General features: G+C 65.8%; 11 protein-coding genes. 9 read left to right on the top strand and 2 right to left on the bottom strand.

Annotated features, from left to right (window positions below):
• Position 1 precedes the first annotated feature (1 nt).
• The gene (locus ACFWU5_RS09465) at positions 2-1,795 is read right to left on the bottom strand and encodes an FAD-dependent oxidoreductase (protein ID WP_379241604.1); all 1,794 of its coding nucleotides are present in this window, start codon (positions 1,793-1,795) and stop codon (positions 2-4) included.
• A gap of 196 nt (positions 1,796-1,991) precedes the next feature.
• Here ACFWU5_RS09465 and ACFWU5_RS09460 point away from each other — a divergent pair, with 196 nt between their 5' ends.
• The 9 genes from ACFWU5_RS09460 to nikE all read left to right on the top strand — a co-directional run bounded on the left by ACFWU5_RS09460 (position 1,992) and on the right by nikE (position 12,987).
• Complete coding sequence (locus ACFWU5_RS09460) at positions 1,992-3,185, top strand: hypothetical protein (RefSeq protein ID WP_379241603.1); 1,194 nt, start codon at positions 1,992-1,994, stop codon at positions 3,183-3,185.
• Positions 3,182-4,498, top strand: a complete 1,317-nt coding sequence (locus ACFWU5_RS09455) for a hypothetical protein (RefSeq protein WP_379241602.1) — start codon at positions 3,182-3,184, stop codon at positions 4,496-4,498. Before ACFWU5_RS09460 ends, ACFWU5_RS09455 begins: the two co-directional genes overlap by 4 nt.
• 482 nt (positions 4,499-4,980) lie before the next feature.
• Positions 4,981-5,409 carry an alternative ribosome rescue aminoacyl-tRNA hydrolase ArfB gene (gene arfB, locus ACFWU5_RS09450; protein ID WP_379241601.1) on the top strand — a complete coding sequence of 143 codons (429 nt, stop codon included), beginning with the start codon at positions 4,981-4,983 and terminating at the stop codon, positions 5,407-5,409.
• A 3-nt stretch (positions 5,410-5,412) separates the two neighbouring features.
• Complete coding sequence (locus tag ACFWU5_RS09445; RefSeq protein WP_379266746.1) at positions 5,413-5,799, top strand: HNH endonuclease; 387 nt, start codon at positions 5,413-5,415, stop codon at positions 5,797-5,799.
• Positions 5,800-5,951: 152 nt separating this feature from the next.
• Entirely contained in the window at positions 5,952-7,559 is a 1,608-nt protein-coding gene (locus ACFWU5_RS09440) for an ABC-F family ATP-binding cassette domain-containing protein (protein ID WP_379266745.1), read from the top strand.
• A 256-nt stretch (positions 7,560-7,815) separates the two neighbouring features.
• On the top strand, positions 7,816-8,706 hold the full coding sequence (locus tag ACFWU5_RS09435) for an ABC transporter permease (protein WP_379266744.1): 891 nt from the start codon (positions 7,816-7,818) through the stop codon (positions 8,704-8,706).
• Positions 8,703-9,698 carry an ABC transporter permease gene (locus ACFWU5_RS09430; protein WP_379266743.1) on the top strand — a complete coding sequence of 332 codons (996 nt, stop codon included), beginning with the start codon at positions 8,703-8,705 and terminating at the stop codon, positions 9,696-9,698. Before ACFWU5_RS09435 ends, ACFWU5_RS09430 begins: the two co-directional genes overlap by 4 nt.
• Positions 9,695-11,353, top strand: coding sequence for an ABC transporter substrate-binding protein (locus ACFWU5_RS09425; protein ID WP_379266742.1), 1,659 nt, complete (start codon positions 9,695-9,697; stop codon positions 11,351-11,353). The genes ACFWU5_RS09430 and ACFWU5_RS09425 overlap by 4 nt, the downstream gene beginning before the upstream one ends.
• Entirely contained in the window at positions 11,350-12,987 is a 1,638-nt protein-coding gene (gene nikE / locus ACFWU5_RS09420; RefSeq protein ID WP_379266741.1) for a nickel ABC transporter ATP-binding protein NikE, read from the top strand. Before ACFWU5_RS09425 ends, nikE begins: the two co-directional genes overlap by 4 nt.
• 46 nt (positions 12,988-13,033) lie before the next feature.
• Here the strand turns inward: nikE and ACFWU5_RS09415 are convergent, their stop codons facing one another.
• Entirely contained in the window at positions 13,034-13,246 is a 213-nt protein-coding gene (locus ACFWU5_RS09415; protein WP_379241594.1) for a multiprotein-bridging factor 1 family protein, read from the bottom strand.
• Positions 13,247-13,387 lie beyond the last annotated feature (141 nt).

The raw sequence follows: 13,387 nt of genomic DNA, 5'->3' as shown, positions 1-13,387 counted from the left end.
CCTAGCCCAGATCGAACAAATTCGGCTGCCCCGCCCGAAAACGCGCGGCGTCGGCCTGCCGTAGCGGTTCGAACGCCGGAATCGACTCCCTGGTGAACAGCTGGGCGGGAGTCGCCGGGGACCCCGCCGCCGCGAGCAGCGCGTTCGCGGCCGTGCGCCCGGCTTCGTTGGCACCCTCCATGGTGGCCAGGTCGAAGTTGGTCTGCACGTAGTCAGCGGCCAGGAACAGGTTCGGGACGCGGGTCTGTGCGGTGGGCCGGTTGTCCCACGAGCCGATCGTATTCACCAGCAGCGGTTCATCATTGGTGTTCTCGTACCCGTTCCACACGATGCCGGGATCGAGCATCCATTCCCGAACGACGCCGTCGGGCAACTGGATTCGGCCGTCGTCGTTGAGAGCGGCGGTCATCTGCGCCCACGTCTCCTGGTAGATCTGCTCGTGCGTGCACTGCTTGGCGGGCTTGCCGAACAGGATGCCCGGGGTGTCCCAGTCGGCGATGTCGATGGTGAGTCCGTCGGCGATCGCGCCGTCACCGTAGACGGCGGAGTAGTCGACGTCCCAGAACGCGCGCTGGGTGTACGAGGTCAGCCGCCACGGCGCGTCGAGGTAGATGTTGTACCCCTTGCCGAGGTCGAGTTTCTCGCTGACGAACATCTGCAGGCCGTTCATCCAGTCCAGGTTCAGCGCGTCCATCCGGCCCAGCGCCGGGTCCAGTTCCCGCAGTTCCGGTGTCCACAGCGCTCGCGCCCGGTCGGTGGGCACCGCGCACACGTACCAGTCGGCCTCGACATGCGCGGAGCCGCCGGTCGCGCGCCGAATTCGAGCGCCACCGATACGCCCGTCGGTGACCAGGAGTTCCTCGAGCGCCTCGCCCGGCCGAAACTGCACGCCCATGCTCTCGAGCAGCGTGATCCATGGATCCAGCCAGGTCTCGTTGGTCGGCCCGTTGAGCACCTCGTAGACCTTCGGCCCGCCGGTCAGCTCGCGCATGAGCGCGATGAAGAACCCCTCCATCATGTTGCCCATGGTGCGGGTGCTGGCCAGGTATTCCTTGGCCGCCACCAGCGCCCGGGTCAGGCCGGTCGCGGCCAGGGCCTGGAACTGCGCTGATCTACTGCCCGCGCCGATGAAGTCCCACCAGCTCACGTGCTCCCACTGTCCGAAGCGACGTTGTTCGCTCGAGGTCAGATAGGTGACCACCCGACCCGCCATATGAATGGCTTCGGGCAACGGAATGAGGTTGTTCTTCATGAACACCTCGGTCAGAATCCGTTGCAGCCCAACAGGTGTGAGCGCTTCCTCTGGGTCGAAGTAGAAGCCGAACATCAACGGGAAGCCATCGGGCAGGTTTCCCGCACGCGGGTAACGCGGATCGGTGACCGAGAACGGAACCAGGTTGTCGTACACGGTCTTTCGCGTGCCAGGAACCGGGATGCGACGCATCGTGTCGTGCACGTGGTGATAGAACGAGGTGAACCCACGCGCACCATGTTCACCCGGCAAAGCCGCCCGCCCACCGACTCCCGTGCCGACCATCGGAATCGTGCGCGACTTCCCGCCCAGCTCCTTCCGGTCGTAAACCGTCACCGCGAAACCACGTTCGGCAAGTTCGTGCGCGGCAGTCAATCCCCCGATCCCGGCCCCGAAAATCGCAACGGAATTACCTGCCGGGCTATCGCGCCTGCGCGGACTCGCGTGCGCCGGGCCTGCCATCCCGACACCCGCCGCCATCGCGGCCGCACCACGCAGCAACGCACGTCTATTGACCTGGAAAGTGTTCTGGCGAGCTGCCATCCATCGACTCTGTTCACTGCGACGATCACGATCGTCACATGCTGACACAGGTTCACCCCCACGTGAGAGACATTTCTACGAATCTCTCACGAACACAATGCAATCGGACTGCTCCGACCGAACCACGGGATGGCGCTCGACCCCCGTTCGTTCAGATCGCCATTTCCTGTCGGACCTTGGCGCTACTGTCACGCGCATGGACGCAGTGCAGGTACAGAAGAAGCTCGAACTTTCCCCCGATGAGGACTTTGTTCTCACGGCATGGCAGTACCGGATGATGCAGCGCGACATCGCCGCGTCGAAGGGCAAGTTTCTTCCGTCCAAGCGCGAAGTCCGTAACTGCTTTCGGGACAACGCAGTTGCGGCCATTGTGGCCCGCAACCAATTCGACTGGTCACCCGCTGTTGCCGAGGTTGTCGACCAGATCGCCGCGGATGGTGAGTCTCCGAATCTCGAAGCGCTCGAATCCGCTGGGCCCGAGGTGTCTTCGGTCGTGACGAGAAGGTCTCGAGCACTGCTTCTGCTCATCGACTTGTATGGCTTCGAGCCGTGGGTGGAGGGCAAGTGGGACAAGGCCGTCCGAGCCGAAGCTCTCGTCGCCGCTCACGGGTCGATGGATCAACTGCATCCCGAAGACCTCCAAGCTGTGGAAACCGCGTACAAGGACGCGATCAAGAAGCTGTCCAAGGCGACCAACTGGACCAAATACGCACTGCTCGCCGGTGCCGGCCTCGGGCTCGGCGTCTTGACCGGGGGCCTCGCCGCACCAGCAATCGCCGGAGCCTACGGCGCGCTTGTTCTCGGCTATTCGGGCGCGGTGGCTACTTCGGCGGGCCTGGCCGCGATCGGCGGCGGTTCCATCGCTGCCGGCGGGCTCGGCATGGCAGGTGGTGCCGCCCTCATCACCGGATTCAGCGGCGCAGCGGGAGTTGGGGCAGTCACGCTTGCTGGTAAAGCTGCTGGGTTCACGGCAGCGCGCATCGCAGCCGACGCGATCCGGCTCCACGTCGTGACCCAACTTGTGCTTCGCGATGTCGACGGCAACGAAGAAGCGGCCAAAGCGGTCATTGTCAGTCTTCGCGAGAGGGTCACCAACCTCGGCAAGACGGTCGTGACGTTGGCGGAGCGGATCGAAACTCTTCGTGCGCAGCTCGAGATCAAGCAGGCGGAGGTGAATGCGGAGAGGGATCAACGCGTGGTGGCCGAGGATCGCGTCGCGCGCTTCCGGGTCGTCGCCGACCGGCTCAAAGAACGTGTCACAGGCCCCGAAAACGATGAGCTTCAGGCCTTGCTTGCCGAACTCGAGGAGCTCGAGGGCGAGAAGAAGACTGTGGAGACCCTTGCCGAAGGTGTCTCCGTTCTCGCGGACGATCTCGAGATTGCAGCGTGAGCACCGCTAGCGGCAAACCCGACGATCGGAGCTCGCCGATCGATGACGACTACGTCGGCAACTTGGACGCACTCACTCGCGACCTGGACGACATCGAAATGATCGCTGCAGCAGCGCTTTCGGACAGCCCGATCGACGATGCGGCGACCCAGCGCATCACCAGCACTCAAACAGGTTTCACCTATTCAGGTCTCACCACACACCATCAGCAGCGTCGCGAAGTCGAGGGATGGGGCGAGGCCGAGATGGCCGACATCCTCGACCCGATCGCGCTGCAGCAGCTCGATGGATGGCGAGCAGCACAACGGCTTCGGTGGGAACATAGCGACTTGGTGGTCGTCGGAATCTCTGGGCTCATCGGCGCACTCGGGAACCTCTACGATGACCAGGTAGACGCTGCAGTACTCAGTGGCTTGTCCCTGTTGAAGAAGAGCGATCTGCTGCGCCGGTGGGAGAAGGAGACCGCCCGTCTTCCCATCGATTACACCGGCCCGAAGTTCGGCGGCCCGGCACATCGTGTCCGGTCTGCAGGCCACGACGTCGGCCGACTCTTTGCCGCCCTCAATCAGATCCGCACGGGAACATTCGAAGGCACATGGTGGCAGGACGGACAGCGGATGGTCACGAAGGTTGCGACAACTCGCTCCGGTCTGCCGTTCGCTCGAGCGCCCGAGCCTCATCTCGCCGTCGCGCTTCTGTTGAAGCACTGGGCTGCCGACTTCGTTACCCCGATGAACCTTCCGCTGCCGGGCTGGACCCTGCTCACCGAGATGTCGAACCCTGACCTGCGGAAGTTTGCCAACGACGCATACGCCGGAACGAATTCCGGCGACGGGCTGAATCTTCGCTCCGGCGTTTTGACACCTGGTCTGGGGATGCTCGCGACCGAAGTCGTCATCCGAACCCACACGCACCTTGGGGCCTACCGTTCCACCGGCACCGCACGTCTGGCGACGGCCGCAGCGGCCAAACACACAGAGATGCTGCTCGCGGCGCATGCCGCAGCCGGAGCGATCAGCTTGTCGAAGACCGCTGCAGCGGCAGTCGCCGGCGAAACCGTCGTGGCCGCACGACATCTCAACATCCCTGTCCTCATGAGGATCGGCATGCTTTCACTGAAGGTCCGCTCCGACGCCGCGGCACGAGCAAAAGCCGGAGCGCCGTCGTGGGAACAACTGCTCGCTGACGAAGCCGCGACATGGACTCTGCCGGAGGCGGTCACCATCGCGGACCTCTTGTCCGAGTCCGTTGGCCAATCGTCAACCGATGAGCCCCTGCTGCTCGAACAGAACCTCACTGATCGGTCGCGCTGAACCGCCGCCTGATCCGGAGAGTAGTTCGCCAGGCATCGGTACGCTCGTGGGCATGGGTGGGGACTTGTTGCTGCTGGTCGGTACTGTCGGCCCGTTGGTGCTGTTCGGGTGGGCGGCCGCTCGGGCGAAGCATCGGGGGTTGGGTGGGTCGTTTGTCGGGCCGTTTCAGGAGATGTTCGATCCGGGGGCGGCGCGGGCGCAGATTGTTGTCGAGGAGATGGCGGAGTTGCCGGATCCTTCGGAGTCCGGGGACCCGGATAATGACGATGGAATGCCGAATACTGTGGTGTACAAGGGTATTCGGCTCATTATAGACCCTGATAAGGGGCGGCGGCGTGGAGGGGATGGGTGCACCAGACGGGTTGGGTGAGTGCCCGGTAAGGCTGTCACCGGCGCGTTGGCGTTATCGTGAAGGACAAGGTGACCATTCAGTCGCACCTGGACCGAGGTGACTCGTTGATCGGAAAGAGCGGCTTCGGAGCATGGCGGAGGACCTGACGGTGACTCGGGGGCTGGTGATTCCCGGGTCCGAGTTGCGGGAGCGGTTCTCGCGGTCGTCCGGGCCGGGTGGGCAGCATGTCAACACCACCGATAGTCGGGTGGAGTTGTCGTTCGATCTTGCCAACTCGCCTTCGGTGCCGGAAGGGTTGCGCGCTCGGATGCTGGAACGGCTGGCTACTCGACTGGTCAACGGGGTGATCACGATCGCAGCCTCGGAGCAGCGCGCGCAGCTGCAGAATCGTGCGGCCGCGCGGGAACGCCTGGCAACGTTGCTGCGTGCTGCCGCTGCCGCCCCTCCTGCTGTTCGCCGGGCCACTAAACCTTCGCGTGGTTCGAAGGAACGTCGGATTTCCGCGAAGAAGCGGCGTGGTGTGATCAAACGCAACCGCCGCGCCTCACCTGACGACTAGCCGATGTGGACCGGCACGGCGCGTATTCTCACTGTCGTGCCCACCGGCGGAAGCAAACAGGTTCGCGCCGCACGCAAGCGTAAGAAGCGGATGGCGCAGGTCACCCACGACCTCACCGACTTGCAGTGGGACGCGCTCAAGACCTCGTGGGCCGGGTGCGCTTACTGCGGCTCTCCGGCCGGTTCGTTGCAGAAGGACTGCGTGCAGGCCATCTCGCGCGGCGGCCGGTACACGCTGCGCAATGTCGTGCCCGCGTGTGGGTCGTGCAACGCCAGCAAGTGCAATGCCGAGGTGACCGGCTGGCTGCGACGCAAGAAGCTGGACGAGCGTTCGTTCCTCGTCCGCCACTACGAGATCTCCACCGAGCTGACTACCCGGTTCGCCCAGTGACCTGAAGAGCGGCCGCGATCACACCACCGTCGGCTTGATACCGTGGAGCGACAGTTGTCGTACCCAAGCGAGGTTGCCCGAATATTCTTCCGAGCTTTTCACCCGACCCCGCGGCCACGCCCGCGCCGTCCTCGAATGCTTCGGAGAGTGCCATGCCAACCCAGATCACCGCGCTGTCGGTCAGCAAGTCTTTCGACGGCAATCCCGTCCTCGCGGATGTGACGTGCTCGCTCGACGTCGGCGAACGCACAGGCATCATCGGCGAGAACGGTTCCGGCAAGACCACCCTGCTGCGGCTGTTCGCCGGACGGGTGCAACCCGACAGCGGCGAGATCGTCGTTCAGGCCGACGGCGGCGTGGGTTACCTCGCGCAGGACGAGCAACTCCCCCAGCACCTGACCGTCCAGCAGCTCATCGACCAGGCCCTGCGCGAGCTGCGCGTCGTCGAAGCGAAGATGCGCCGCATCGAGGCCGCGATGGCCGACGGCGACGAGTCCGGGATCGACGAATACGGCGAGCTGACAATACTTTTCGAACACCACGGCGGCTACGACGCCGACGCCCGAGTGGAACAGGCGTTCCACGGACTGGGCTTGGGCCTGGTCGATCGCGACCGGGTGATCGGTGAGCTGTCGGGCGGCGAGCAGGTCCGACTGCGGCTGGCCACGGTGCTGGCGGCGGCGCCGGAACTGCTGCTGCTGGACGAACCGACAAACCACCTCGACGACGTCGCCCTGACCTGGCTCGAAGACCACCTGCTCGCCCGACGCGGCACCACGGTGGCCGTCTCCCACGACCGGGCCTTCCTCGAAAAAGTGACCACCAGCCTGCTCGAAGTCGACGCGGACCGGCGCCGCGTGGTCCGCTACAACGACGGCTACCCCGGATTCCTGGCGGAGAAGAAGGCCGAACGCGCCCGATGGGTGCAGGCGCACGCGCAATGGCTGGCCGACACCGACCGCTACCGCGAAGCCGCCGACACCACCGCCCGCCGAGTCGCACCCGGCCGTGGCATGTCCGACAACAACAAAATGGCCTACAGCCGCGCCGGTGGACGGGTGCAGCAATCAGTGGCCAGCCGGGTCCGCAACGCGCAGGAACGGCTGCGTCGCCTGCTCGCCGACCCGGTGCCCGCGCCGCCGCAACCCCTGCGCTTCGCGCCCACCCTCGCGACCGCGGGCGCACAGGGCACGATGGTCGAAGCCACCGACATCTCCGTCGCGGGCAGGCTCGAACCGACCAGCCTGAAGCTGGCCGCGGGCGACCGACTGCTGATCACCGGCCCGAACGGCGCCGGCAAGACCACCCTGCTGCGCGCGCTGGCCGGTGAACTCACCCCCGACACCGGCACCGTCACCCGAACCGGCACCATCGGCTACCTCGCGCAGGAACCACCGCCCGCCGTGCGCGGACGGATGATGTTCGTCGCCTTCGCCCGCGACCGCGCCGGCGACCCCGAATTCCACGGCGAACAACTGCGCTCGCTGGGCCTGTTCGACGTCTCCCAGTTCACGACGCGGGTCGAGGACCTGTCCACCGGCCAGCGCCAGCGCCTCGCTTTGGCACGCTTGGTCACCGAACCCGTGGACGTACTGCTGCTCGACGAGCCCACCAACCACCTGTCGCCCGCCCTGGTCGAGGAGTTGGAAACCGCCCTCGCACACTTCCCCGGAGCCATCGTGGTCGTGAGCCACGACCGGCGCCTGCGCAGCCGCTGGGAAGGAAGCCACCTCGCCTTGCAGGCGTCAGCCTCGGTGTGAATCGCCTACCAATGTTGCGGCCATGAACCAGCCGTCCCCGCCGCCCTGTATGGATATCGACGGTGGCGACTCCGGCCCCTTTTCGACCGCCACTTTCCGGCGGTGGGGAAGCACGGTCAAGCCCGCAGTGGCGTTGCGATCAGGCTGACGCCAACCCCTTGCGGATGCGAAATGCCCAGGTGACAGGACCTGCGTAGCGGTCGGTGCGGGTCCGGTCGGAATCGGTAGCGAGGAAAACGAACTTACGATTCCGTCTATGCCGCAGCCGATTCGGGCCTTCCGATCCCTCACGCCGCGCGCTGCGACGTCGATCGTCGTGGTCGCGCTGATCGTGGTTCTCGCGGTGGGTGCGCCGGTGATCACCGCCGCGATCGGGGTGGATCCGTACACGTACCACCCCGAAACGCTCGGTCCCGACAGCGCGCCGGCCGGTGCTTTCGGCGGTATCAGCGCCGAGCACTGGTTCGGAGTGGAGCCGTTGAGCGGGCGCGACCTGTTCGCCATCGTCGTGTACGGCGCGCGAACCTCACTGCTGGTCGGAGTGGTCAGCGCGCTGCTCACCACGGTGGCCGTGCTCGTCATCGGGCTCACCGCAGGCTATTTCGGCGGGTGGCTCGATCGGGTCGTCTCGGGAATCACCAACGTGCTGTTCGGTTTTCCAGCGTTGCTGTTCATGATCGCGCTGGGCGCGGTGGTGCCGCCGGACGCGTCGAGGGTGGCGCTGGTGATCGCGGTGATGGCGATCTTCGGCTGGGCCGGTGGGGCGCGGGTGATCCGCTCGCAGACCATGACCCTGCGCAACCGCGATTTCGTCCGCTACGCCGAGGCGACCGGCGCGTCGACCTGGCACATTCTGGTCCGGGAACTGCTGCCGAACCTGCGAGGCACGGTCATCGTGTTTCTCACGCTGTATGTGCCCGCGTTCATCGGAACCGAAGCGGCACTGTCGTTTCTGGGTGTGGGGGTACCCGCGCCGACCCCGTCGTGGGGCCGCAGCATCGGCGATTCGATCAACTGGGTACAGACCGACCCGTGGTATCTGCTGTTTCCCGGGGCGGCGCTGGTGCTGATCACCTTGGCGATCAACGAGATCGGTGAGGCGCTGCGTCAGCGACTGGCCACTCCTGCGTGGAAGTCGGTCGCATGAACCGGTCGTTCGCCCTCGCGCGCCACGCGGCCGAGGCGGTGGCAGTGCTGGTGGTCGTCGCGCTGCTCACCTATCTGGTGTTCTATTTCCTGCCTGCCGATCCGGCCCAGTTGGCGTGCGGAAAGCCTTGCACGCCAGGCACTTTGCAGCGCGCCCACGAGTTCATGGGCCTGGACCGCTCGTGGTACGAGCAGTGCTGGGATTTCCTCGCCGGGTTGCTCGTCGGCCGATCCTTCGGTGAGGGAGGCAACGTGATCGAGTGCGCCGCACCGTGTCTGGGCTATTCGTTCCAGGAGAACCAGACGGTCCTCGCGTTGATCGGCGAACGCCTCCCGGTCACCCTCTCGGTGACGCTGGGTGCGGCGGTGCTGCTCCTGGTGTCCGGTGTGGGCCTGGGGCTGGTGGCCGCGGTGCGGGAGGGCTCACGCTGGGACAAGGTCCTCACCGATGTGAGCGCGATCGGGCTGTCCATGCCGACGTATCTGGTCGGCTTGCTGGCCATCTACGTGTTCGGTTTCCAGCTCGACATGATCCCGGTGGGCGGCTACGTGCCGTTCACCACCGATCCGGTCGACTGGGCGTGGCATCTGGTCGCGCCGTGGTTCGTGCTGGCCTGGACCGGCGCCGGTGTCTACGTGCGGCTCACCCGATCGAACCTGATCGACGCCCTCGGTCAGGACTACATCCGCACCGCGCGCGCCAACGGCCTGCCCGAGCGCCGGATTCTGCTGCGACACGGGCTGCGCAACGGCGCGGTGCCGGTGCTGACCTACTTCGGGATCGAGGTGAGCCTGCTGCTGGGTGGCGCGGTCATCACCGAAACCGTGTTCGGGATGCCCGGCTTGGGACGGCTGATGCTCGACGGCGTGAGCCAGGTCGATCTGCCGGTGGTCGTGGGCATGACAGTCTTCTCGGCCTTCTTGGTCGTGGCGGGAAACCTGTTGGTGGACACAGTTGTTCGAATATTGGATCCGAGAATGGTAGGTCGATGAGAATCAAGTCTGTTGCGATTGCCGCGACGCTGGTGACAGTGCTCGCGGGATGCGGGGCGAACACGCAGGATTCGGGTAATGCCGGGTCCACGGAGTTCAAGCGAGGCGGAACCCTGACGATTCCCGTCGAAAGCGCCAATTTGGATCTGGATCCCGCGAAGTCGTCGAACCTCGCGATCACCACCCAGTCGCTGTTCAACCGTAGGCTCACCACCTGGAGCTCCGAACCGGGCAAACCCGTTGTTCCCGTGCCCGATCTGGCCACCGACACCGGGACGACGACCGACGGCGGGCAGACCTGGAAGTACACACTCAAGCCGGGACTGAAGTTCGAGGACGGGACCCCGGTCACCGCGGGCGACGTCAAGTACGGCCTCGAACGGTCGTTCGCGCCGCTGCTGGCGGGCGGCTTCAACTACCACAAGCAGTTTCTCGTGGGTGGCGACAACTATGCGGGTCCCTACGACGGCAAGCACCTGGATTCCATCGAGACACCCGATGATTCGACGCTGGTGTTCAAGCTGACGCAGGCGTTCGGCGACTGGCCGTGGATCGTGTCGCAGCCCGCCTTCGCGCCGGTCCCGAAGGCGAAGGACAACCCGCAGACCTACGGTCGCGCACCGGTGGCGACGGGCCCCTACCGCATCGCCGATCGTGCCGACGGCCAGGTCGTGCTCGAACGAAACCCGCACTGGGACCCCGGCACCGACCCCAACCGCACCGCGGGTCCCGACAAGGTGATCTTCAAACTCGGTGTGTCCAAGGAGACTTCGGTCCAGTCGGTGATCCACGGTTCCGGTGACGGCCGGTTCTCATTCGCCGGTCCGGTGCCCGCCTCGCAACTGGCAGCGCTGACGGCGAATCCGTCCGCGAAGAGCCGCACCGCGGAGGCCGGTGGCGGTTCGATCGACCAGGTGGCCATCAATACTGCCAAGCCGCTGCTGGCCGACTTGCGCGTCCGGCAGGCGATCAATCTAGCCACCGACAAGGCCTCCTACCTGGTCGCCAGCGGCGGCAAGAACCGCGGGTCGATCGCGACGACGAACATCCCGCCCGCGCTCGAGGGCTACGAGAAGTTCGACGTCCTGCCCGCCCCGGAGACCGGGGATGTCGAGAAGGCCAAGACCTTGCTCGCCGAAGCGGGGCACGCGAACGGCGTGGATCTGGTGCTGGTGCACCAGAATTCGGCTGAGGTCGTGGCCCAGGCGCAGGCGCTGCAAGCCGGTTGGCAGCGGGCCGGGATCCGGGTGACGCTGCGCACCGTCGACCGCCCCACCTACACCGACATCACGATGCACCAGGACGGCTCGGGGTACGACCTGGCGCTGTCGCGGTGGCAGGCGGACTTCCCGTCACCGTATTCGATGCTGCAGCCCAGCTTCTCGTCGAAGGAGATCGGCCGCGGCGGATACAACGCGGCCCGGTTGTCCGACCCCACCGTCGACGCGGCGATCGATAACGCCGCGCGGCAAGTGGATCCGGCCGCGGCCAAGGCCGCATGGGCGAAGGCCGATCGGGCGATCACCGCGCTGGCACCGAATGTTCCCTTGATCAATTCGGTGAACACCTGGATCTACGGCGCGGGCGTCGCCAACTTCCTCGTGCCACCTTTCCCGTCCTACCCGAACTACTTCCGGATCTCGCTGCTGCCATGAGTGTCGACTCCGGACAAGCCCTGCTGTCGGTTCAGAATCTGACCGTTCGCGGTCCCCGCGGCATCCTCGTGCGCAATGTGTCGTTCGAGGTGCCGCGGGGTGAGGTGCTCGCGCTGGTCGGTGAGTCCGGCGCGGGCAAGTCGGTGACGACGCTGGCAGTCCTCGGGCTTCTCGGCCGGGGCCTGACAGCGTCGGGATCCATCGAGTTCCGTTCCGCGAACGGCCCTTCGGTGGATCTGCTGCGATTGACACCACCGCAGCTGCGCCGGTTCCGGCTGGAATCGGTGGGGGTGGTGTTCCAGAATCCGTCCTCGGCGTTCGACCCGGTGCACGCCGTCGGCGCCCAGATCGGCGAGGTGCTGGCGGCCAGACTGCGCCTGTCGCGGGCACAGCGCCGCGCCCGCGTCACCGAATTGCTCGAGCGGGTGCGGCTGCCCGATCCGGAGCGGGTGGCGCGGTCCTATCCGCATCAGGTGTCGGGTGGGCAGTTGCAGCGCGCGATGATCGCGATGGCACTGGCGCACGAGCCGGAACTGATCATCGCGGACGAACCGACCACAGCCCTCGATGCCTTGGTGCAGCGGGAAATCCTCGACCTGCTGCGCGAGGTCCGTGCTGAAACAGACTGCAGCACACTGCTCATCACTCATGACATGGGCGTGGTCGCCGACTCGGCCGATCAGGTAGCGGTCATGTTCGAGGGCGCCATCGCCGAGCAGGGGTCGGTGAAGGCGGTACTGGGAGCACCCGAATCGGACTACACCCGCAGCCTCGTGGACGCGGTCGCCCGCCTGGACGGCACGAAAGCCCCCGAGCACCGCGAATTCGGTGAACCGGTGGTGCGGGTGGAGAAGGCGAGCGTAACCTATCGCGGCCGCACGAAAGTCGCTGCGCTGCGTGATGTTTCAGTGACTGTTCGCGCGGGCGAGATGGTGGCCTTCGTGGGCGAATCCGGAGCGGGCAAGTCGACGCTGGGCCGGGTCGTCGCCGGGCTCGAGCCTTTGACCGGCGGAACGGCGACAGTCGCCGACGTGGACCTGCCGGTGCGTCGTGCCTCGGGCCGACGGGCGCTCGGCGCTGTGATCGGCATCGTCTTCCAAAACCCCGCGTCCTCGCTCAACCCCGAACACACGGTGCGCCGATCCGTGGAATTGCCGCTGCGGGTCCACACCGACCTGTCCCCCGCCGACCGCGATCGGCGGGTGCGCGAACTCCTCGCCGAAGTCGGACTCGGCGCGGAATTCGCGGATCGGCGCCCGCGCGAACTGTCCGGCGGACAACAGCAGCGGGTCGCCATCGCCCGAGCCTTGGCGCTTGACCCAGAGGTTCTCGTCGCCGACGAGCCGACCAGTTCACTCGACGCACGCATTCAACGCGATGTGCTCGATCTGCTCACCCAGATCAGACGCCGACGCGGCCTCGCCGGAATTGTGATCACCCATGATTTCGCGGTCGCGGAGGCGATCGCCGATCGGATCGTCGTGCTCAGAAACGGGGTGGTCATCGAAGACGGTCCGACCAGCACCGTGCTGAGTTCCCCGTCCCACGACTACACCCGCACGCTGATCTCCGCGATCCCACTAGTGGATTCCAACGCGGAATCCACGCACCACACGTGCCGACTCGCGGTGTGAGAAGTTCGACGAACACTCGTTCCTCGTGCGTCACCACGCAGTGAGATCAACACGACACCGCACCTCTGGCGGAGGTGTCGAGGCGCACCCCCAGCACTCTGGACAACTCGCACACACTGTCGCCACTGGGGGTCACCACACCGCGTTCCCACCGGCTGATCTGGTTTCCGTCCGCGATTCCGATCCAGTCGGCCAGCTCCGCCTGGGTGAACCCGGAGGCCATCCTCGCTGCCCGAATTGCTCTTCCGATCGTCGACATGGTCTCCCTCTCTCGATGCCCTCAGCACGGATCGCATCGGTGCGGGTGTCCGTCGGCGAACACTCCCCGCCTGATGCGTTCTCCCGCAGCCACATTCGAAAGGTATCGGGAATCGCGTCGTCACAGGAGGCTGTGACTGCA

The organism is Nocardia sp. NPDC058640 (genome assembly GCF_042716995.1).
Lineage (GTDB): Bacteria > Actinomycetota > Actinomycetes > Mycobacteriales > Mycobacteriaceae > Nocardia.
This window is presented reverse-complemented; position numbering and strand designations above follow the sequence as displayed.